This is a genomic window from Pseudonocardia sp. CA-107938 (assembly GCF_050936315.1).
Classification (GTDB): domain Bacteria; phylum Actinomycetota; class Actinomycetes; order Mycobacteriales; family Pseudonocardiaceae; genus Pseudonocardia.
Map to the genome: position 1 here is coordinate 368,296 of NZ_JBNJNA010000002.1, position 20,344 is coordinate 388,639.

Below are 20,344 nucleotides of genomic sequence, written 5' to 3' on the forward strand. Positions count from 1 at the left end.
AACCGCGCGTTTGCCCGCCGACCGGGTCTGCGGCGTTGCTGCGCACGCCCGATCGACGGTGGAGCCTGTGGCCTGCCTGCGGGCACAGTGGTGCCCTGGTCATGGCGCAGCCCACAGATCAGCCATCCAGGGTGGCGGGATGAACTCCGGTTTCCCGGACGACATGTCTATTCGCCAATCGGTCGAATGGACTTGATCATGGTGTTGGCAGCACAACATGACCAGGTTGTCCAAGGCCGTTGCGCCGCCGTGCTGCCACTCGATCACATGATGGACTTCGCACCACGAGGGTGGCCGATCACAGCCGGGGTGGGCGCAACCGTGGTCGCGCAGGGCAACCGCCCGGCGCAACCAGGGCGGGACCAGGCGGTGGGTGCGGCCGACGTCGAGGGGTTGGCTGTCGCCGTCGAGCACGACCGGGACCAGGTGGGCATCGCACAGCAGCCGCCGCAGCTGTCCGGGGGTCAACTGTCCCCCGGTGTCCAGCATCGCGGTGCGGGCCCGGTCTTCCAGATCGTCGAGCCGGATCGTGACGGTGACCCGGGGGCGTTCTCCACCGACCTCGCCGGAGGCGCCGTGGTCGAGGGCGAACCCGCAGATCTCGGCCAGGGCGGCGGCGTTGCGTTCGGCCGAGGTGGTGCCGCGGTTGTCGGGTGTGGGGCGGGTGCGGGCCTCGATCGCGGTGCGGATCGCCGCGAACGCGAGCGGGTCGTCGAACTGGCCCCGCAGCCACCCGCTGCCATCAGAGTTGGCGCCCATCTGGAGTTCGTTGCGGCCGGGCCGCTCATCCGGCTCCGGCCCATCCAGGTCGGCCGCCGCCAACAGCTCCAGCCCCATCAGCCGGACTTCCCGCGGGGTGAAGGTGCGGGCCGCCTCACCGAGGCTGGCCTCGATCGAGACCCGATCGGCCAGGCTGATCCGGGAGGCCAGGTGGGAGTTCATCAGCGCGGCGATGGTCTCCACGTGCCGCATCGTGGCCGCACCATCGGTGAACGCGGCCGCGGTGGCCGGGAGCACCGGCTCCAACGGAGCACCGTCCAGGGCGACCCGGGGCCCAACGTGTTCGGCGACCGTGACATGCCGCCGGGCGGTGTCGTGATCCCATCCGAGCAGATCCTTCAACCCCGCGACGGTGGTGCGGTAACCCTTCTCCGCCAGGGAGCCGTCGCGCTCCACGGCAGCGATGGCGGAGACCTTCGCCCGGTCGACCTGCCGCGACACGCCCTCCAGAACGAGGAGCGCGGCAAGGGGATCGGGGCTGTCGGAGAGGGCCGTGAACGCCTGCTCGATCAGGCTCGCGGCCTGTGCGAGTGGGTTCTCGGTCATGCCTTGATTCTACCCGAACACAGGTTCGAACGCGTGCTGATTGCCGCAGGTCAAGTGCCGTTTAGCGCTCGCCAAAACGGTGCCTGAAAGGCTCCACCGTCGGTCGGGCGTGCACAGCAAGGCCGCGCCGGTGGTCGGGTGGCAAACACGCGTTTCGTTTGCCACCCGGCCGCCGGTGTGGCATCCCGGAGGGCGACTGAGCGACGGTGGAGTCGGCCCGTCGAAGCTCCACCGGAGGGAGGGACGGGGTCCCGGGGCGGAGCCCCGGAAAGAACCGCAACCTCAAACGGCTCCACCGGAGGGAGGCGCCGGGGCCCGGGCGGAGCCCCGGAAAGAACCGCAACCCCAAACGGCTCCACCGGACGGAGGCGCCGGGGCCCGGGGCAGAGCCCGGAAGCCACGCCGCAACGAGGCCGTGCGGATCTTCGGGACCGTACGCGTTTCCGCAGGTCAAGGCCATGTGAGTTGATCCTCGATGGTCTTGACAGATCGGCGTGGCGAGAGGTTGGCTGCTGTGATCGACCACGCACCGGGGGAGGCGCCGTGCTCATCCCGCACCCTGCCCGGTGGCGGCGGCGGCACGTGGACTTCTGCCGGACGGGCGCGGCGCTCTGTCGGTGAGCACCGTCCCTGCCCGCTCCCGAGCATCCGAGGTTGTCGTGCCCGCCGCCCTTCCCACCGCCCTTCCCGTCGTCGATCTCTCCCGTTTCCGCGCCGGCCCCGCCGAGCGTGCCGCGTTCCTGGTCGAGCTGCGCGCCGCCGCCCGTGACGTCGGCTTCTTCTACGTCACCGGCCACGGCGTGCCTGCCGAGGTGACCGAGGGCATCGAGGTGCTCGCGCGGAGGTTCTTCGCGCTGCCCGTCGAGCAGCGGTTGGAGATCGAAAACATCCACTCGCCGCAGTTCCGCGGCTACACCCGCACCGGCACCGAGCACACCGGCGGCACCGCCGACTGGCGCGAGCAGATCGACATCGGGCCCGAGCGCGCCGCGGTCGAGCAGCGGCCCGGCGACCCCGACTGGGTGCGCCTGATCGGTCCCAACCAGTGGCCGTCGGCGCTGCCGGAGCTGCGCGAGGCGGTGCTGCGCTGGCAGGACGAGGCGCTGCGGGTGAGCCGCGAGGTGCTGCGCGCGCTGGCCGCCGCGCTGGGCCAGGACGAGGGCTACTTCGACGCGTGGTTCGACGAGGAGTCGTCGCTGCACGTCAAGATCGTGCGCTACCCGGGCCGTCCCGATCCCGACTCCGACCAGGGCGTCGGCGCGCACAAGGACTACGGCTACCTGGCGCTGCTGCAGCAGGACACCGTCGGCGGGCTGCAGGTCGAGGGCCCGGACGGGCAGTGGATCGACGCCACCCCGCTGCCCGGCACGTTCGTGGTCAACATCGGCGAGATGCTCGAGATCGCCACCCGCGGCTACCTCACCGCGACCCGCCACCGCGTGGTCAGCCCGCCGGTCGGGGTGGATCGCTTCTCCGTGCCGTTCTTCCTCGGCCCCCGCCTCGACGCCGTGGTCGAGCCCCTCGAGCTGCCGGCCGAGCTGGCCGCGCAGGTCCGCGGGGTCACCGACGACCCGGACAACCCGCTGCTCGCCCAGTTCGGCGAGAACGCCGTCGTGGGGTGGCTGCGCTCGCACCCGCGCGTCGCGGAGAAGTACTGGTCCGACGTGCTGGCGCGGCGCGCGTGAAAGCCTTCGCCACCCGCCAGCTGCACGCCGGAGCGCGCGGGGCCGTCCCGATCTACCAGACCACCTCGTACGTCTTCGACGACAGTGCGCACGCCGCCGCCGCGTTCGCGCTGGAGGACCTGGAGACCCACGCCTACACGCGCCTCTCCAACCCGACGACGGTCGTCGTCGAGGAGCGGATCGCCGCGCTGGAGGGCGGCACGGCCGCGGTCGCGGTGGGCAGCGGCCAGGCCGCCACCTCGCTGGCCCTGCTCAACCTCGCCCGCGCCGGCGACCACCTCGTGGCCGCGGCCAGCCTGTACGGCGGCACGCACACCCTGCTGTCGACGACGTTCGCCGAGCTGGGCATCGACGTCACGTTCGTCCAGGATCCGGACGACCTCGACGCCTGGCGGTCCGCGATCACCCCGCGCACCCGCGCCCTGTTCGGCGAGAGCATCGGCAACCCGCTGGGCAACGTGCTCGACCTCGCGGCGGTGGCGGCTGTGGCGCACGACGCCGGGCTGCCGCTCGTCGTCGACAACACCGTGCCGACGCCCTACCTGCTGCGCCCCCTGGAGCACGGCGCCGACATCGTCGTGCACTCCACGACCAAGTTCCTGGCCGGGCACGGCACGGCGATCGGCGGGATCGTCGTCGACGGCGGCCGGTTCGACTTCGGCACCGACCCCGCACGCTGGCCTGGGCTCACCGCGCCCGACCGCACCTACAACGGCCTCTCCTTCTGGGACCGCTTCCCCGGGTTCGCGTACGCGATGCGGCTGCGCACCCGGCTGCTGCGCGATCTCGGCCCGGCACCGTCGCCGTTCAACTCGTCCCTGCTGCTGCAGGGCATCGAGACCCTGGACCTGCGGCTGGCCCGGCACGTACGGAACGCGGCCGCCGTCGCGCAGTTCCTGGCGGCGCACCCGGCCGTCGAGCGCGTGCACCACCCGAGCCTGCCGTCGAGCCCCTGGCACGCGGCCGCGCAGCGCTACCTGCCCGACGGGGCCGGCGCCGTGCTCGCGTTCGAGATCCGCGGCGGCCGCGCCGCCGGCGCCCGGTTCATCGACGCGCTGGGGCTGTTCAGCCACCTCGCCAACATCGGCGACGTGCGCAGCCTCGCGATCCATCCCGCGTCCACCACGCACGCCCAGCTGGACCCCGCCGAGCAGCTCGCGAGCGGGGTGACGCCCGGCCTGGTGCGGCTGTCGGTGGGCATCGAGGGGATCGACGACCTGCTCGCCGACCTGGACCAGGCACTGGGAGGAACTCCGTGACGACACACCGCGAGACCAGGCTGGCCGGGCGGCGCGGGTCGTTGCACCTGCACCGCTGGTCACCGCCCGGTCGCCCGTCCGCGGTCGTGGTGCTGCTGCACGGGCTGGGGGAGCACGCCGGCCAGTACGCGCCGCTGGCCGAGACGGCCGCGGCAGCCGGCATCGAGACGTGGGCGCACGACCAGGCCGGGCACGGGCGCAGCGACGGCGTGCGGGTGCTGATCGAGTCGATCGACGACCTCGTCGCCGACGCCGAGACCGTGCTCGCCGATGCGCGTCGGACGCGGCCGGGGGCGCCCGTCGTCGTGGTGGGGCACTCGCTGGGCGCCACCGTGGCGACCCTGCTGCTCGGCGAGCTGCGCCTGGACTCGGCCGACGACCCGGCGGGCGGGGTGGCCGGGCTGGTGCTGGCCGGCTCGTCGCTGCGCGGGCCGGGGTTCGTGCTGCCGCCCGGCATCGACCCGTGGGAGCTGCGCAAGGACCCGTCCGAGCTGGTCCGCGACCCGGAGCAGGCCGAACGCGTGCGCAACGACCCGCTCGTGTGGGACGGCGGGCTGCGCCGCGAGACGTTCGCCGCGCTGAGCGCGGCGCGATCCCGCACAACCCGGGTGGTGGAGACGGGCGCGCTCGACCACCTGCCGGTGCTGGTGCTGCACGGCGCCGACGACGACCTCGCACCGGCCGCCGACGCCGTCGCCCTGGCGGAGCTGCTGCCCCGCGGCCGCGCCGTCGTCTACCCGCAGGACCGGCACAACATCCTGCACGAGCTGGACCGCCACGCCGTGCACGCCGAGCTCCTGCGTTTCGTGGCGTCCCTGGGCCATCCTGACGCGATCACCACCCCGATCGGAGAAGCCACCCGATGAGGCACCGCAGATCAGCCCTGGCCGTCGCGCTCGCCGCCCTCGTCGTGCTCGCCGGCTGCGGTTCCGGTGGCGGCGCCGCCGCACCCAGCGCCGACGCGACCGTCGACGTGCGGCTGGTGCTGGAGCCGACCAGCCTCGACATCACGTCGGTTGCGGGGGTGGCGCTGGAGCAGGTGCTGCTCGACAACGTCTACCAGGGACTCCTGACTCGCACGCAGGACGGGCAGGTCAAGCCGCTGCTCGCGCAGGCGGCGCCGACGGTCTCCGCGGACGGGCTGACGTACACGTTCCAGCTCAAGCCGGGCGTGACCTTCGCCGACGGTTCCCCGCTCACGTCGGCCGACGTCGTGTGGTCCTACCAGCAGGTGATCGCGCCGGAGTCCACGAACCCGGACAAGAAGAGCTTCGGCTCGGTCGCGGCGGTCGCCGGGCCCGACCCGCAGACCGTGCAGATCACGCTCAAGCAGCGCGACAGCAACTTCGCCTGGGCGCTGACCGGGCGTGCCGGCGCGGTGCTGAAGAAGGGCACCGACCCGTCGACGCTGGCCACGACGCCCAACGGCAGCGGCCCGTTCGTGCTGAAGCAGTGGAACCGCGGCTCCACCATCACGCTGGCCCGCAACGACAGGTACTGGGGCGAGAAGGCCAAGGTCGCGTCGGTGGTGCTGCACTACATCCCCGACCCCAACACCGCCAACAACGCCCAGCTCACCGGCGAGACGGACGTCGAGACGCGGCCCGAACCCACGTTGCTGTCCGCGTTCACCGGCCGGGACGAGTTCACGGTCGCCGAGGGCATCACGTCGGACAAGTTCGTGCTCGGGTTCAACAACGGGCGCGGCCCGCTCGCCGACCCGAAGGTGCGGCACGCGGTCCGCCAGGCCATCGACAAGGACGGCCTGATCAAGATCCTGGGCGGCACGAACAAGCGCATCGGCAGCGGCGTCGCCCCGACCGACCCGTGGTTCACCGACCTCACCTCGATCGACCCGTACGACCCGGCCGCGGCCAAGCGGCTGCTCGCCGAGGCGGGCCACCCGAACGGGTTCCCGCTCACGCTGACCGTGCCCAACATCTACCCGGAGAGCATCGGCAGCTACGTCGCGTCGCAGCTGGGGCAGGTCGGGATCACCGTCGCCGTGCGGCCGGTGGAGTTCGCGACCTGGCTGGACAAGGTCTTCAAGCAGGCCGACTACGACATGTCGATCGTCGACCACGCCGAGCCGCGCGACATCGCCAACTACGCCAACGCCGCCTACTACTGGCGCTACAACAGCCCGGCCGTGCAGGACCTGATCGCGCGCGCCGGCACCGCGGCGTCCGACGGTGAGCGCGACGGCCTGATGAAGCAGGCCGCCCAGCAGATCTCGAACGACGCGGCGAGCGACTGGCTGTTCAACGTCGGCGAGCGCACCGTGATCCGCAAGGGCGTCACCGGTTTCCCCACCAGCTCGACCACGTCGCGGCTGGACCTCTCCGGGCTCGCGGCCACCGAACCCGCCTGATGGCGGCCTTCCTGCTGCGCCGCACGGGCCTGTTCGTGCTGTCGCTGCTCGTCGCGAGCCTGCTGGTGTTCGGGCTGCTGCGGCTGCTGTCGGGCGACATGGCGCAGGTGATCGCCGGCGTGGAGGCCACCCCGGCGCAGGTCGAGCTGCTGCGCGTGAAGCTGGGCACCGATCGGCCGCTGGTCGTGCAGTACCTGGACTGGATCGGCGGCGTCGTCACCGGCGACTTCGGCACGTCGGCGCTGTCAGGGGTGTCGGTGTCGGCGGAGCTGGGCGCCAAGCTCACGGTGACCGCGCCGCTGGTTGCCGGCTCGATGGTGCTGGCGGTGCTGATCGCCGTGCCGCTGGGGGTGGTGGCAGCGGTGCGGCACCGCACCCGGGTGGGCGTCGGCATCGCGGGGCTGTCCCAGCTCGGGATCGCGCTGCCCACGCTGTGGGTCGGGCTGGTGCTCGCCATCGTCTTCGCGGTGCTGCTGCGCTGGCTGCCCGTGCAGGGCTTCCCGACAACCGGCTGGGCCCAGCCCGGCCGAGCCGTGCGCAGCCTCGTGCTGCCGTGCGTGACGCTCGCGCTGTCCGAGGGGGCCGTGCTGCTGCGGTTCGTCCGGTCCGCCACGCTCGGCGTCCTACACCAGGACATGCTCCGCACCGCGCGGGCGACCGGCCTGACCCGCACCGGCGCGCTGCTGCGGCACGGGCTGCGCAACGCCGCGCTGCCGGTGATGTCGATCCTCGGGCTGCAGGTGGCGGCGCTGCTCGTCGGCGCCGTCGTCGTCGAGCGCGTGTTCTCGCTGCCGGGGGTGGGCACGATGCTGCTCGCCGACGTCGGCAACCGGGACCTGATCAAGGTGCAGGGCGAGGTGCTGCTGCTCACCGCCGTCGTCCTGACGATCGGGTTCCTCATCGACGTCGGGCACCGGCTCGTCGATCCGCGGTTGCGGGTGGCGAGGTGAGCATGTTCAGGGCGCTGCTGCGCGAACCGTCCGGGCTCATCGGGGTGATCCTGATCGGCCTGCTCGTCGGGTGCGCGCTGGTCTCGCTGGTGTGGACGCCGTACGACCCGACGCTCGTGGACCCGGCGGCGGCGTGGACCCCACCGTTCACGGGCGGCCACCTGCTGGGCGCCGACGGCAGCGGTCGCGACCTGTTCAGCCAGCTGCTCGCCGGCGCTCGCATCACGACGGTGGCGGCGGTCGCGGCGACCGTGGTCGCCGGGGTGGTCGGCGTCGGGCTGGCGGTGCTCGCGGCCGTCGGGCGGCGCAGCGGCGAGGTCGTCGCGCGCCTGATCGACGTGCTGGTGGCGCTGCCGACGCTCCTGCTGGCGATGGTGCTATCGGCGGTGTACGGGGGCTCGGTGGTGACGGCGGTCGTCGCGATCGGCATCGGCACCGGCGTGAACGTGGCGCGGGTGGGCCGCGCCGAGATGACGTCGGCGTTGAGCACCGACTACGTGCTCGCGGCCCGCACCAGCGGCGCGTCGACCGCGCGGATCGTGCGCCGGCACGTGCTGCCCAACGTGGCGCCGGTGCTGCTCGTGCAGCTCTCGCTGACCCTCGCGCTGGCCGTCCTCGCCGAGGCCGCGCTGTCCTACCTCGGCTTCGGCACCGCACCGCCCACGCCGTCGTGGGGGCGGATGCTGCAGGACCTGCAGGTCTTCGTCACCGTCCACCCGTGGGCGGTGGTGTGGCCGGGCGCCGCGATCACCGCAGCGGTGCTGGGGTTCTCGCTGGTCGGGGACGCATTGCGGGACGTCACCGACCCGCGGCTGCAGCGGCAGGTCACGGTCGGGGAGGTGCTCGCGTGACGCTGCTGGCGATCGAGGACCTCACGGTGCGCTTCGGCGGCCGGGCCGTCGTCGACGGGGTGTCGTTGAGCGTGGCGAAGGGCGACCGGCTGGGGCTCATCGGCGCCTCCGGGTCGGGCAAGTCGCTCACCGCGCTGGCCGCCGTCGGGTTGGCGCCCGACGACGCCGACGTCACCGGCCGCGTCCGGCTCGACGGGACGGACCTGCTCGGCCTGCGCGACCGCGAGCTGGCGCCGCTGCGCGGTCGCCGGGTCGGCGTGGTGTTCCAGGAGCCGCAGACCGCGCTCGACCCGTTGATGCGGGTGGGGCGGCAGGTCGCCGGTCCGGTGCGGCGGCTCACCGGGGTGGACCGGCGGGCCGCCGACGAGCGCGCCGTCGAGCTGCTGACGGCGGTCGGGCTGCCCGACCCGGAGAGCCTGGCCCGCGCCTACCCGCACCAGATGTCGGGCGGGCAGCGCCAGCGCGTCGGGATCGCGATCGCGCTGGCCGGCGATCCCGCGCTGCTGATCGCCGACGAGCCGACCACTGCGCTCGACGTCACGGTGCAGGCGGAGATCCTGTCCCTGCTCGACCGGCTCGTCGAGGAGCGCGGCATGGCACTGCTGTTCATCAGCCACGACCTGGCCGTCGTGGCGCGGGTGGCGCGGCGGGTCGCCGTGATGGCCGACGGGCGGGTGCGCGAGGAGGGCCCCTTGGAGCAGGTGCTGCACGAACCGGCCGACCCGTCGACGAAGGCGCTGCTCACGGCCTATCGGGCGAGCGCGTGGAGCCCGTCGTGAAGGACCCGCTGCTGCGCGCCGACGGGTTGACCCGCCGCTACCGGCTGCCCCGCACCAGCCTGCGCGGCCCGCGCCGGTACCGGGAGGCCCTGCGGGGCGTCGATCTCGAGGTGAGCCCGGGTGACGGCGGTCTCGGGATCGTGGGGGAGTCCGGCTCAGGCAAGTCCACGCTGGTCCGGCTGCTGCTGGCGGTCGACCGGCCGGACGCCGGGACCGTCACCCATCGTGGGCAGGATCTGGCCGCCGCGTCGGCGGATCGGCTGCGGGAGTTCCGCCGGGACGTGCAGGTGGTGCTGCAGGACCCGTTCGCGTCGCTCGACCCGCGCATGCGCGTCGGCGACATCGTGGCCGAGCCCCTGGAGTGCCTGGACGTCCCGGGCGACCATCGGGCCCGCGTGCACGAGCTGCTCGGCGCGGTCGGGTTGGAGCGATCCGCGGTCGACCGGTACCCGCACCAGTTCTCCGGCGGGCAGCGGCAGCGCATCGCGATCGCCCGCGCGCTGGCTCCCGGGCCGCGCGTGCTGGTGGGGGACGAGCCGCTGTCGGCGCTCGACGTCGCCGTGCGGGTGCAGGTGATGGACCTGCTCGGCGGGCTCGCCACCGACCTCGGGCTGTCGCTGGTGCTCGTCTCGCACGACATCGGCGCCGTCGCCCGGCTGTGCCGGCGGGTGCTCGTGCTGCACGACGGGCGTGCCGTGGAGCGCGGGGAGACCGCGCAGGTGCTGTCCGCGCCGCAGGAGGGGTACACGCAACGGCTGCTGGCCGCCGTGCCGCGGCTCCCGGCGTGATCCCCGGGCTCCGCGTCGGGCACTGGCAGCGGATCGGCGACGGCTGGCTGACCGGCACGACCGTCGTCCTGCCGGACGCGCCCGCGCTCGCCGCCGTCGACGTGCGCGGCGGGGGACCGGCGACGCGCGACACGATCGCCCTGCGGCCGGGCGGACTCAGGGCCGACGCGATCGTGCTCACCGGCGGCAGCGCGCACGGTCTCGCTGCGGCCGACGGGGTGGTGGAGTGGCTGGGTGGCGACGCCCCGGTCGTCCCTGCGGCGGCCATCTACGACCTCGGCCGCGGCGGGGTGCGCGGCAACCGGCCGGACGCCGCCGCCGGGCACGCGGCCGCAGCGACTGCCGGGCCCGACGTCGCGCAGGGGTGCGTGGGTGCTGGCGCCGGCGCGGTGACCGCGGAGATGAAGGGCGGCATCGGCGCCGCCTCCGTGGCGCTGGCCGGCGGATCGGTCGTGGGCGCGCTGGCCGTCGTCAACGCGCACGGCTCGACGCTCGACCCGGCCACCGGACTCCCGCTGGCGGCCGGGCTGGGCGCGTTCGGGCTCTGGGTGCCGGAGCCTGCGGAGCACGCCGCCGCCGTGCACGCCCTGCAGCACCCCGACCGACCCTCCGCCGGCCTCGACCTGCCCAACACCGTGATCGGCGTCGTCGCGACGGACGCGCCCGTCGACCACGCCGGCCTGACCCGCGCCGCCGCGGCCGCCCAGCGCGGGATGGCCCGCGCGATCCGCCCGGTGCACGGGCAGACCGACGGCGACACGGTGTTCGCCCTGGCCACGGGCCCGCTCGGCAGCGATCCCCGGCAGGCGGCCGAGGTCGCGGCCGCCGCCGAGCTGGCCTTCGCCCGGGCCGTCGTGCACGCGATCCTCGCCGCCACGTCCGTCACGACCGGGTTCGGGCACATCGCGAGCTACCGGGAGCTCTACCCGGGCGCGACGGGCGGCGCGGCGGGTGGGTGATCACCGCACTACCCCACCGTGCGCGTCCCCGGCCCACCCTCCTCGATGCCGAACGCCAGGATGCGGGTCGGGTGGATGCGGATGATCCCCGGTGGCGCGCCGGGGACGACCGCATCGCCGGGGGCGTCGGGCAGCACCTCCGCCTTCCCCCGCACCTCGAGGGCGCGGGGCCGCCACGGCGGCAGGACGTCGTCGACGACGAGGGCGGCGCGCCCGTCGCGGACGACGTTGCGCCACTTCTGGCTGGCCGGGTTGCGGTGCCCGGCGATGTCGACCGCGCCGGTCTCCTCGTCGACGGCGAAGGAGACCGGGCGGACCTGCGGCTCTCCGTCGGGCCCGATCGTGGCGAGGCGGCCGAGCTTCTGTTCGCGGAGGTAGGCGAGCTCTGCCGGAGTGAAGGGCGTCATCGGCACAGCCTGCGACCTGAAGTCGACTCGAGGTCAATGAGCTGCGGCGATCGCCAGGAACCGCTACGCGACGACGCCCGTCGGCGCGGGAGCGGCCCATCGCGGCGAGCGTCTCGGCCACCGATCCCGGGCGCGTCGTAGACCGCCGCCGAACGCCGTGCGCCGCCACGCAGACGACCGCGCCGAGCGCGGCGAAACGCGTCGTCGATCGTGGCCGGTCGGGTGCGGTCGATCGCCGGGGTCGTGCTGCGGGACGGCTCGATCACGGCGTGCCTGCACCGAGGACGACGGTGCGACGGTGTCGCGGTCGGTGACGTCGAGTGCGACCGCCTCGCCTGGCAGAGTCGAGGGCGTGACAGCTGTGGCCACCGACCTGATCTCCCTCTCCGCGACGGAGCTGCGCGCCGGCTACGCCGCGGGCACGTTCCGGCCCGTCGACGTCCTGGAGGCCGTCCTGGCGCGGATCGCGGAGCGGAACCCGCAGATCAACGCGTTCAGCGAGACCGAGTTCGACCGCGCCGGCCGGAAGGCGCGCGCGAGCACCGGCACGGCCGGGCTGCTCGACGGCGTGCCGATCACGCTCAAGGAGAACATCGCGACCGTCGGGCATCGGCTCGCCGCGGGCACCGCGGCACTGGCCGAGGCGCCGCCGCAGACCGTCGACGGGCCGGTAGCGCTGCTCACCGACGCCCAGGGTGCGGTGCGGATCGGCAAGACCGTGATGCCCGACTACGGCATGCTCTCGGCCGGGGTCTCCAGCCTGCACGGCATCACCCGCAGCCCGTGGAACCCGGGCTGGACGGTGGGCGGGTCGAGCGCCGGGTCCGCGGCCGCCGCGGCTGCGCGGTTCGGGCCGATCCACGTCGGCAGCGACATCGGCGGTTCCGTCCGGCTGCCCGCCACCTGGACGGGGCTGGCCGCGCTCAAGCCGACGTTCGGCATCGTGCCCGTCGACCCGCCGTACATGGGTCGGGTGATCGGCCCGCTCGCGCGCACTGTCGACGACGTCGCGCTGGCGATGGCCGTGCTCGCGGAGCCGGATCCGCTCGCCCGCGACCACACGTTCACCGGTCCGCGCGCGGCGAACTGGGCCGACGTCGCCGGGCAGCCGCTGGCCGACCTCGCCGGGCTGCGGGTCGCCGTCCACACCGACGCGGGCTGCGGCCTGCCGACCGATCCCGAGGTCGTCGCCGTCGTCGACGCCGCGGCCGCCCTGTTCGAACGGGCGGGTGCGCACGTCGAGCGCATCGCGCCGTTCGCGTCGGAGGAGCTGCTGCACGAGCTGGACGTGTTCCTGCGCATGCGCTCGTGGGTGGACGTGAAGGCGCTGCCGATGGCCGCGCGCGACCGCGTGCTCCCGTACATCCGCGAGTGGGTGCTGGGCGCGGCCGACCTGCCCGGCACGGCCGTCATCCAGGCCTACCACGGCGTGCAGGCGCTGCGCCGGGCCACGGTGACGACCACCGAGCAGTTCGACGTGGTGCTCTCCCCGGTGGCGCCGGTGGCCGCGTTCCCGGCGGAGGACCCGTCGCCCACCAACGACCCGGCCCGCGCGATGGCCCACATCGCCTACACCGCGCCGTACAACTTCTCCGAGCAGCCCGCCGCGACCGTCAACGCCGGGTTCACCGCCGACGGCCGCCCGGTGGGCCTGCAGCTCGCCGCCCGCCGCTACGACGACGTGCGGCTGCTGCAGGTGGCGCGCTGGTACGAGGGCGCGCGCCCGGCGTCGGCGACCCCGGCCTGGCCGGCCTGAACGACCTCGCAGAGGTTGAGGCGTCCTTGCAGAGGTTCGGCCTCCTGCGAGGACGACCTGACCTCTGCGAGGTGCGGCTGATCTTCGGCTCGAACGGGTACCAGGCACCCGTGGCGACCTTCGGCTTCCATTCCTCGCACGAGCAGGTCCACCCCAGCGCGCTGCTGGCCGCGGTGCAGCGGGCGGAGCAGGCGGGCTTCGGCTTCGCCATGTCGTCGGACCACTTCTCACCGTGGAGCGCGCGGCAGGGCCAGTCGGCGTTCGCGTGGTCGTGGCTCGGGGCCGCGCTGCAGGCGACGTCGCTGCCGTTCGGCGTGGTCAACGCGCCCGGGCAGCGCTACCACCCGGCGATCATCGCGCAGGCCATCGGCACGCTGGGTGCCATGTACCCGGGCCGGTTCTGGGCCGCGCTGGGCACCGGGGAGAACAGCAACGAGCACATCACCGGCGGCGTGTGGCCGCGCAAGGACGTCCGCAACGCGCGGCTGCGCGAGTGCGTCGACGTCATCCGCGCGCTGCTGGCCGGGGAGGAGGTCAGCCACGACGGGCTCGTCACCGTCGACCGGGCCCGCGTGTGGACGCTCCCACCGGAACCACCACCACTCATCGGCGCGGCGACCAGCACGGCCACCGCCCGCTGGTGCGCCGAGTGGGCCGACGGCCTGATCACGACGAACGCGCCGGCCGAGCACCTGCGCGAGATGGTCGACGCCTACCGCGGGGCCGGCGGGCGCGGCCCGCTGCGCCTGCAGGTGCACCTGTCCTGGGCGCCCGACGAGGCCACCGCCGAGGCGATCGCGCTGGAGCAGTGGCGCAGCAACGTGTTCCCGCCGCCGGTGTGCTGGGACATCGACCACGTCGACACGTTCGACATCGTCTCGGAGAAGGTGGGGATCGACGTGGTCCGCGGCGTCGTCAACGTCTCGGCCGACCTGGGCCGGCACGCCGCGCTGCTCGCCGAGTACGCCGAGCTCGGGTTCGACGAGATCGCCCTGCACCACGTCGGGCAGGAGCAGGACGCGTGGATCGACGCGTTCGGCGCGAAGGTGCTGCCGGAGCTGGCGGCATGAGGCTCACGCAGACCTCGGACCTGTGGTGGAAGAACGCGGTCATCTACTGCCTGGACGTCGAGACGTTCGCCGACGGCAACGGTGACGGCTGCGGCGACTTCCAGGGCCTCATCCAGCACATCGACCACCTCCACCGGCTCGGCGTGACCTGCCTGTGGCTCATGCCGTTCTTCCCCTCGCCCGACCGCGACGACGGCTATGACATCACCGACTTCTACGGCGTGGACCCGCGGCTGGGCACCCTCGGCGACGTCGTCGAGTTCGTGCGGACCGCCCGCGACCGCGGCATGCGCGTCATCGCCGACCTCGTCGTCAACCACACGTCGGCGGAGCACCCGTGGTTCGTCGAGTCGCGCAGCAGCCGCGACAACCCCAAGCGCGACTGGTACGTGTGGCAGGACGAGCCGCCGCCCAACGCGTCGGAGGGCGTGGTGTTCCCCGACCAGGAGACCAGCCTCTGGGAGTTCGACAAGAAGACGAAGCAGTACTACCTGCACCAGTTCTACAAGCACCAGCCCGACCTCAACATCGCGAACCCGCAGGTCCGGGACGAGATCGCGCGGATCATGGGGTTCTGGATGGAGATCGGCCTGTCCGGGTTCCGGGTCGACGCCGTGCCGTTCCTGCTGCAGACGGTGCGCCCGCAGGACGTGGAGGCGCTGCCCGACCCGCACGACTACCTGGCCGACCTCTCGGCGTTCCTGCGCCGGCGCAACGGGGAGGCGGTGCTGCTGGGCGAGGTCAACCTGCCCTACCCGGACCTGATGAAGTTCTTCGGTGCCGAGGACGGCGGCGGGGCCTGCGACGAGCTGACGATGTGCTTCGACTTCATCGGCATGCAGAACCTGTACCTGGCGCTGGCCCGCGGCGACGCCGAACCGCTCGCGCGGTCACTGCGGGAGCGGCCCCAGCCGCCGGAGGACGGGCACTGGGCGACGTTCGTGCGCAACCACGACGAGCTGACGCTGGACAAGCTGACCGACTCCCAGCGCCAGGAGGTGTTCGCCGCCTTCGGGCCCGACGAGGACATGCAGGTGTACGGCCGCGGGCTGCGCCGTCGACTGCCACCCATGCTCGGCGGTGACCTGCGCCGCATCCGCATGGTCTACAGCCTGCTGTTCGCCCTGCCCGGAACCCCGGTGCTGTTCTACGGGGAGGAGATCGGGATGGGGGAGAACCTCGCCCTCCCCGGCCGCTTCGCCGTGCGCACGCCGATGCAGTGGACACCCGAGCCGCACGGCGGGTTCTCCACCGCCGACCCGTCGACGTTCCCCGGCCCGGTGCCCGAGGGCGAGTACGGGCCCGAGCACGTCAACGTCCGGGACCAGGAGCGCGACCCGGAGTCGCTGCTCGCCTGGATCCGCACCCTCGTCGAGGCCTACCGCGCGTGCCCCGAGCTGGCCTGGGGCACGGCGACCGTGCTCGACCCCGGCCCGGACGCGCGGTCCGTGCTGGCGCACCGCTGCGACGACGACGGCCAGACCGTGATCGCGCTGCACAACCTGTCCGGGGCCGGTGTGGACGCCGTGCTGAAGCTGCCCGAGTTGGCCGGAGTGGCGCTCACTGACCTGCTGGACCTGAATGCCCCACCGGTCGAGGCGGAAAAGGACGGGGTGCTGGAGCTGCGCATGCGCCCGTACGGCTGCCGGTGGTTGCGGACAACAGGGCCGCAGGGTTGACGGTGATCATGGGCAAAACGTCGTCAGTCGATCTTCGAGAGCGACGTTTTGCCCATGATCAACGCAACCTCTACCCGCGCATCACCTCGATCGTCGCCGTCCAGCTGTCCTTGCCGCGGCCCGCCGCGACGGTGCGGTCGTAGAGCGACTTCACCGCCAGCGGCAGCGCGGCGTCGATCCCGGCCTCGCGGCTCGCCGCGACGATGTGGTCGGCCGTGGCGCCCATCATCGCGGCGTTGCCCGCGTCGCCGGGGTGCTCGCCGTTGTCGAAGGCGCGCGCGGTGTCGCTGATGTAGTACGAGAGCGTGTCGCTGAACGCGGTCGCGTACGGCAGGAACGTCGCTGCGTCGACCCCGGCGGCGCCCAGCAGCGCGGTGGCGTGCGTGTAGGCCGCGAGGTAGCTCAGGAAGATGTCGAGCAGCGCCTGGTAGTACAGCTGGGCGAGGCCGGGGTCGGTGCCGCGGTAGTCCGGCCGCCCGAGCACCCGCAACGTGTCGACGTGGGCCTCGTAGGCCGCGGCCGGTCCGCTGTAGAACACCATCGCCTCGGGCTTGCCCACCAGCACGGCCGGCACCATCACTCCGCCGACCACCAGTTCCGCGCCGCGCTCGGCCAGCCACGCCGCCGCCTCGCGGGTCCGACCGGGCGAGTCCGAGCTGAGGTTCACCACCACGCGCCCGCGCAGCGCGTCCTCCGCGGGGCCGAGGATGTCGTACATCGCCTGGTAGTCGGTGAGGCTGAGGATCACCAGCTCGTTCGCCGCCAGCGCTTCGCCGGGGGTCGCGGCGAGCACGGCCCCCTCCACCACCAGCGGCTCGGCCCGCGCCGGCGTCCGGTTCCACACGGTGACGGGGTGGCCGGCGGCCAGCAGCGACCGGACCATGGCCTGGCCCATGGGGCCGAGTCCGATGAGGGTGACGGGGGTGTTCACGCGTTCTCCTTGAGAGTCAGCAGCTCGACGAGGCCGGCAACGTTCTCGGCGCCGTGTCCGTCGGCGACGCGGCGCTGCATGAGGGGCAGCAGCGGGGCCAGCAGGTCCGGTCGCACGCCCTGCTCGGTCGCGGCCTCCAGCAGGTGGTGGTAGGCGGCGGTCTGCATCTCGAGGTTCGACACGACCTCGCCGCCGTACTCGCCGGCGTCGATCAGGCGGGCCGCCTCGGTGGTGAACCGGCTCATCGCGGCCAGCCAGGCCGAGAGGCGCGGCTCGAACTCCGTGGCGGCGATGCCGGCCGAGCGGACCATCGCGAACGCGTGCAGCACGCCCATCATCTGCCCGTACATGCCGCTGAGCAGCGCGATGTCCTGCAGCGACGCGGCCCCGGGCGCGGAGCCGACGTAGGCGGCCTCGCCGAACACCTCGAGCACCGGGCGGTGGGTGTCGAAGGCGCTGCACGAGCCGCTGTACAGGACGAACGCACCCGGCGTCCCGATCATCGGCGGCACGGCCATGATGCCGCCGTCGAGGTGGTCGGCCTGGTGGTCGGCCGCCCACGCGGCCAGCTCCTCGGCCTGCCGTGGGGTGCCGCTGGTCAGGTTCACCAGCACCCGACCGGCCACGGCGTCGCCGTCGAGCACGTCGAGCACCGACGCCTGGTCGAGCAGGCAGACGACGATCAGGCGGCTCGCCCGGATCGCCTCGACGGGTGTGGTGGCGGCGACGGCGCCGTGCTCGACGAGCGCGGCGGCCTTCGCGGGATTGCGGTTCCAGACGGTGGTCGGGTGGCCCGCGGCGAGCAGCGCGCGGGCGAGCGCGGTGCCCATGGCGCCGAGGCCCAGCACCGTGACGGGAGTTCTTCCCAGGTCGGTCATGGAGGTCACGGTGCTGGGCGGCGCGCACGGTTCACCGACGGTCCGCGCACGGTCCTTCGTCAGCCGAGGCGGTCCAGCCAGTGCCAGACGGGCTCGACGAGGCCGGGGTCGACCGAGGTCAGCACGAGCAGCCCGACCACGGCCACGACGGCCAGGACGACCAGCGTGAAGACCATCGAGAACAGCCGGCCGATCAGGCCGAGCGGGCCCCGGCGCGGGGCGTAGTAGTGGGGACGGTGGGACTGGCCGAGGCGGGTCGCCAGCGCGGCGTTCTGCTGGGCGGCGCGGCTGGCGGAGGCCTGCGCCACCTGCGCTGCGATCTGGGCCTGCTGGTTCGCCTGGAATGCGGGGTTCGTCATGGGACAAGTGAACGGCGTCGCGCTCGGGAACCCTCCCGAACGATCAACGGCGGTGAACGCGAAGGAGCCCGGTGGCGTCCGCTGCGGGACGACCACCGGGCTCCGGGACGCGGCGGCATCAGCGGTGGCCGCGCTCGTAGTCCTTCCTGAGCTGGTTGTAGCGGTCCTCGGCCTGCTTGGCGGCCTTCTCCGCGGCCGCCTGGTTGGTCTGCGCGGTGGCGAGGGTCTTCTCCGCCTGCGTGACCTCGGCCTGCTTCGCGGTGACGGCGGCGTTCTTCGCGTCCCGGTTCTGCTCGCGGGCCTTCAGCTCCCGGCTCGCGTCGGCGAGCTCGCGGAGGCGGTCGAGGAACATCTGGTTGCGGATGTTGTACTCGGCCTCCTTCACCGCGTCGTTCGGGTTGGCGTTGGTCGCCTGCGCGGCCTGCTTCTTGGCGTCACCGGCGGCGACGAACGCCCGGTTCGCCGCATCGACGACGGGCTGCTGCGCGGTGACGGCCTCCTGCGCGACCTGCGCGTCACGCTGGGCGAGGGCCAGCTGGGCGCGCTTGTCGTCGAGCGCGCCGCGGGCGGCGCCGGTGGCCGTGCCGGCCGCGTTGGCCTTCTCGCGCGCGATCCGGGCCTGATCGCGGGCTTCCGCGACCTGCTCGAACGTCAGGCGGTCGTGGTGGTCCGTGGCCGGGGCGACCGTGGCCGCGAGCGGGGCGGCCGACGCCGTGGCGGCCGTGGCGAGTGCGCCACCGGTCAGCGCCGCGACGGCGGCGGCGACGGTCAGGGTGCGGGCGACGATGCTGGTCATGACGTGCTCCTGTGATGTGTCGGGTTGTTGGGGGCATGAAGGTCGGGCGCGCGATCACACGCGGACGTGCACCGGGTAGGTGAAGCCCTGCCGGCAGGTCGTGTTGCCCCAGGAGCGGTCGCTGCCCTGCACCTGGAAGCTGTACATCGTCGGCGTGGCCGAGGTGCGGTCGAGGAACCAGGAACCGCTCTGCCGGTGACCGCCGTCGGCGTCCTTGAACTCGATCTGGCGGTTCGGCCGCTTCCAGATGCCGGCCTCGGTCGTCGTGCCCCAACGGACCTGGAACAGGTCGTAGCTGAACGGGTTGGTGTAGCCCCACGTGAAGAACGCGCGGTTGCCCTGCCGGTAGGCGACGGTCACCATGTGGCTGCCCTGGTCCGGCGAGACGACCACGTGCCCGTTCTGGAAGAACTGCTGGCGGCCCTTGGCGCCGTCGGGGAGGTCCTTCTCCGGCCCGGTCGGGCAGCCCAGCACCCCGTCCCCACCGCCGAGCTGCACCCATCGGGCGCCGATGTCACCGGCGCTCGGAATAGCGCAGGTCGCGGCGGAGGCGGTGCCGGTGGCGAACAGCGTGACGGTCAGCGCCGCCATGACGGTCAGCGCGAGTGCTCCGATGCGCGTGCGAATGCTCATGTCCGATCTCCTCCATCGAGCTGATGGGGAGAAGTGAAGAGCGGCTGGTTCGGGAACCCTCCCGAACCGCGGTCAGAGCTCCAGCTCGTCCAGCACGCGCAGGTCGGGCGGCACGAGGGTGGCCGAGGAGACCAGCTCCAGCATCAGGTTGTGGTTCAGCGCGTTGCCGACGGGATCGCCGACCTCGTCGCGGGTCAGCCCGGGCACCCCGGCGGCGGAGAGCCGCTTGCGGACGGCGACGCCGATGTGCTCGGCCCGCTTCGCCGTCCAGCCCTGGTCGGGCAGCAGCTCGTTCAGCTCGTCGGCCACCTGCCGCCACGACAGCGGCTGCGGATGGGCGTCGTGGCGCAGGTAGCGCTGGCCGAGCACGACGAGCACGAGCCGCTCGTCGGCGTTCAGCGCCCAGATCGGGTCCGAGCTGGTCAGGTCCTTGTGGCGCGGCCGCGTGACCCCGGTGGCGCCGGTGATGCGCACCTCGACGAGGTGGTCGCGGCCGTGCCGGCTCCGGATGAACATCGGCGTGTAGCCCACGGCCAGCTCGACGGGCTCGCTGTCGGGGAACACCATCCGCGAGCCGGGCAGCCGGATCGGCAGCCGCCCGGTGTTGGCCAGCGTCCAGCTCCGTCCGGCGCGGGTGAGCACGCCGTGGCGCCGGCTGACCCGGTCGTCGTCGGGCGCGACGACGACGTCGACGTCGTCGATGTTGCGGCCGAACGTGATCGTCGCGCCGGGCGTGGGCTCGGTGCTCACGCCGCCACGCGGACCCAGCACGAAGATCGTGCCGGGCGGGGAGCTGGGCGGCTCGAACGCCAGGCTGGCTGATCGGGCCGACAGCTCACGCATGCCGAGCAGGATACGGTCGGGAGC

General features: G+C 73.3%; 20 protein-coding genes. 12 read left to right on the forward strand and 8 right to left on the reverse strand.

Annotated elements, in window-relative coordinates; translation table 11 throughout:
- Positions 1–99: 99 nt before the first annotated feature.
- Positions 100–1,326: a DUF222 domain-containing protein gene (locus tag ACQEVB_RS34685; RefSeq protein ID WP_432981897.1), complete on the reverse strand. Its 1,227-nt coding sequence runs from the start codon at positions 1,324–1,326 to the stop codon at positions 100–102.
- 659 nt (positions 1,327–1,985) lie between these two features.
- On the opposite strand from ACQEVB_RS34685, the gene ACQEVB_RS34690 reads away from it, so the two are divergent.
- The 9 genes from ACQEVB_RS34690 to ACQEVB_RS34730 are packed head-to-tail and all read left to right on the forward strand — an operon-like array spanning position 1,986 to position 10,968.
- Positions 1,986–3,011 carry an isopenicillin N synthase family dioxygenase gene (locus tag ACQEVB_RS34690; RefSeq protein ID WP_432981900.1) on the forward strand — a complete coding sequence of 342 codons (1,026 nt, stop codon included), beginning with the start codon at positions 1,986–1,988 and terminating at the stop codon, positions 3,009–3,011.
- A complete protein-coding gene (locus tag ACQEVB_RS34695; RefSeq protein WP_432981903.1) occupies positions 3,008–4,270 on the forward strand; it encodes an O-acetylhomoserine aminocarboxypropyltransferase/cysteine synthase family protein in 1,263 nt (420 codons plus the stop codon). Before ACQEVB_RS34690 ends, ACQEVB_RS34695 begins: the two co-directional genes overlap by 4 nt.
- Entirely contained in the window at positions 4,267–5,136 is an 870-nt protein-coding gene (locus ACQEVB_RS34700) for an alpha/beta fold hydrolase (protein ID WP_432981906.1), read from the forward strand. Before ACQEVB_RS34695 ends, ACQEVB_RS34700 begins: the two co-directional genes overlap by 4 nt.
- Complete coding sequence (locus ACQEVB_RS34705) at positions 5,133–6,641, forward strand: ABC transporter substrate-binding protein (RefSeq protein WP_432981909.1); 1,509 nt, start codon at positions 5,133–5,135, stop codon at positions 6,639–6,641. The genes ACQEVB_RS34700 and ACQEVB_RS34705 overlap by 4 nt, the downstream gene beginning before the upstream one ends.
- Positions 6,641–7,591 (forward strand): ABC transporter permease, encoded by a 951-nt coding sequence (locus ACQEVB_RS34710; RefSeq protein WP_432981912.1) that lies wholly within the window; start codon positions 6,641–6,643, stop codon positions 7,589–7,591. The genes ACQEVB_RS34705 and ACQEVB_RS34710 overlap by 1 nt, the downstream gene beginning before the upstream one ends.
- Before the next feature lie 2 nt (positions 7,592–7,593).
- Positions 7,594–8,442 (forward strand): ABC transporter permease, encoded by an 849-nt coding sequence (locus ACQEVB_RS34715; protein ID WP_432985441.1) that lies wholly within the window; start codon positions 7,594–7,596, stop codon positions 8,440–8,442.
- A complete protein-coding gene (locus ACQEVB_RS34720) occupies positions 8,439–9,221 on the forward strand; it encodes an ATP-binding cassette domain-containing protein (protein WP_432981915.1) in 783 nt (260 codons plus the stop codon). The genes ACQEVB_RS34715 and ACQEVB_RS34720 overlap by 4 nt, the downstream gene beginning before the upstream one ends.
- A 44-nt stretch (positions 9,222–9,265) precedes the next feature.
- Positions 9,266–10,009, forward strand: coding sequence for an ABC transporter ATP-binding protein (locus tag ACQEVB_RS34725; RefSeq protein WP_432985445.1), 744 nt, complete (start codon positions 9,266–9,268; stop codon positions 10,007–10,009).
- Positions 10,006–10,968: a P1 family peptidase gene (locus ACQEVB_RS34730; RefSeq protein ID WP_432981918.1), complete on the forward strand. Its 963-nt coding sequence runs from the start codon at positions 10,006–10,008 to the stop codon at positions 10,966–10,968. Before ACQEVB_RS34725 ends, ACQEVB_RS34730 begins: the two co-directional genes overlap by 4 nt.
- An 8-nt stretch (positions 10,969–10,976) precedes the next feature.
- On the opposite strand, the gene ACQEVB_RS34735 is transcribed toward ACQEVB_RS34730, so the two are convergent.
- Complete coding sequence (locus ACQEVB_RS34735) at positions 10,977–11,375, reverse strand: PPOX class F420-dependent oxidoreductase (RefSeq protein WP_432981921.1); 399 nt, start codon at positions 11,373–11,375, stop codon at positions 10,977–10,979.
- Between the two features lie 352 nt (positions 11,376–11,727).
- Here ACQEVB_RS34735 and ACQEVB_RS34740 point away from each other — a divergent pair, with 352 nt between their 5' ends.
- The 3 genes from ACQEVB_RS34740 (at position 11,728) to ACQEVB_RS34750 (ending at position 15,880) form a co-directional block, all read left to right on the forward strand.
- Positions 11,728–13,131: an amidase gene (locus ACQEVB_RS34740; RefSeq protein WP_432981924.1), complete on the forward strand. Its 1,404-nt coding sequence runs from the start codon at positions 11,728–11,730 to the stop codon at positions 13,129–13,131.
- A 71-nt stretch (positions 13,132–13,202) separates the two neighbouring features.
- Positions 13,203–14,201: a TIGR03885 family FMN-dependent LLM class oxidoreductase gene (locus ACQEVB_RS34745; protein WP_432981927.1), complete on the forward strand. Its 999-nt coding sequence runs from the start codon at positions 13,203–13,205 to the stop codon at positions 14,199–14,201.
- On the forward strand, positions 14,198–15,880 hold the full coding sequence (locus ACQEVB_RS34750; protein WP_432981930.1) for an alpha-amylase family protein: 1,683 nt from the start codon (positions 14,198–14,200) through the stop codon (positions 15,878–15,880). Before ACQEVB_RS34745 ends, ACQEVB_RS34750 begins: the two co-directional genes overlap by 4 nt.
- A 70-nt stretch (positions 15,881–15,950) precedes the next feature.
- Here the strand turns inward: ACQEVB_RS34750 and ACQEVB_RS34755 are convergent, their stop codons facing one another.
- From ACQEVB_RS34755 to ACQEVB_RS34780, 6 genes are all read right to left on the reverse strand, one after another.
- Complete coding sequence (locus ACQEVB_RS34755) at positions 15,951–16,811, reverse strand: NAD(P)-dependent oxidoreductase (protein ID WP_432981933.1); 861 nt, start codon at positions 16,809–16,811, stop codon at positions 15,951–15,953.
- Positions 16,808–17,689: an NAD(P)-dependent oxidoreductase gene (locus ACQEVB_RS34760; RefSeq protein ID WP_432981936.1), complete on the reverse strand. Its 882-nt coding sequence runs from the start codon at positions 17,687–17,689 to the stop codon at positions 16,808–16,810. The genes ACQEVB_RS34755 and ACQEVB_RS34760 overlap by 4 nt, the downstream gene beginning before the upstream one ends.
- Positions 17,690–17,748: 59 nt before the next feature.
- Positions 17,749–18,048, reverse strand: a complete 300-nt coding sequence (locus ACQEVB_RS34765) for a hypothetical protein (protein ID WP_432981939.1) — start codon at positions 18,046–18,048, stop codon at positions 17,749–17,751.
- 118 nt (positions 18,049–18,166) lie between these two features.
- A complete protein-coding gene (locus tag ACQEVB_RS34770) occupies positions 18,167–18,844 on the reverse strand; it encodes a hypothetical protein (protein WP_432981942.1) in 678 nt (225 codons plus the stop codon).
- Positions 18,845–18,898: 54 nt separating this feature from the next.
- Positions 18,899–19,477, reverse strand: coding sequence for an LGFP repeat-containing protein (locus ACQEVB_RS34775; RefSeq protein ID WP_432981945.1), 579 nt, complete (start codon positions 19,475–19,477; stop codon positions 18,899–18,901).
- Positions 19,478–19,549: 72 nt separating this feature from the next.
- On the reverse strand, positions 19,550–20,320 hold the full coding sequence (locus ACQEVB_RS34780) for an FHA domain-containing protein (protein WP_432981948.1): 771 nt from the start codon (positions 20,318–20,320) through the stop codon (positions 19,550–19,552).
- Positions 20,321–20,344: the final 24 nt, after the last annotated feature.

Excerpts from the sequence above, each read along its gene's own strand:
- ACQEVB_RS34760 (WP_432981936.1), bottom strand. The coding sequence starts at position 17,689 with ATGACCGACCTGGGAAGAACTCCCGTCACGGTGCTGGGCCTCGGCGCC.
- ACQEVB_RS34770 (WP_432981942.1), bottom strand. The coding sequence starts at position 18,844 with ATGACCAGCATCGTCGCCCGCACCCTGACCGTCGCCGCCGCCGTCGCG.
- ACQEVB_RS34705 (WP_432981909.1), top strand. The coding sequence starts at position 5,133 with ATGAGGCACCGCAGATCAGCCCTGGCCGTCGCGCTCGCCGCCCTCGTC.
- ACQEVB_RS34685 (WP_432981897.1), bottom strand. The coding sequence starts at position 1,326 with ATGACCGAGAACCCACTCGCACAGGCCGCGAGCCTGATCGAGCAGGCG.
- ACQEVB_RS34765 (WP_432981939.1), bottom strand. The coding sequence starts at position 18,048 with ATGACGAACCCCGCATTCCAGGCGAACCAGCAGGCCCAGATCGCAGCG.
- ACQEVB_RS34715 (WP_432985441.1), top strand. The coding sequence starts at position 7,594 with ATGTTCAGGGCGCTGCTGCGCGAACCGTCCGGGCTCATCGGGGTGATC.
- ACQEVB_RS34735 (WP_432981921.1), bottom strand. The coding sequence starts at position 11,375 with ATGACGCCCTTCACTCCGGCAGAGCTCGCCTACCTCCGCGAACAGAAG.
- ACQEVB_RS34780 (WP_432981948.1), bottom strand. The coding sequence starts at position 20,320 with ATGCGTGAGCTGTCGGCCCGATCAGCCAGCCTGGCGTTCGAGCCGCCC.
- ACQEVB_RS34775 (WP_432981945.1), bottom strand. The coding sequence starts at position 19,477 with ATGAGCATTCGCACGCGCATCGGAGCACTCGCGCTGACCGTCATGGCG.
- ACQEVB_RS34710 (WP_432981912.1), top strand. The coding sequence starts at position 6,641 with ATGGCGGCCTTCCTGCTGCGCCGCACGGGCCTGTTCGTGCTGTCGCTG.
- ACQEVB_RS34750 (WP_432981930.1), top strand. The coding sequence starts at position 14,198 with ATGAGGCTCACGCAGACCTCGGACCTGTGGTGGAAGAACGCGGTCATC.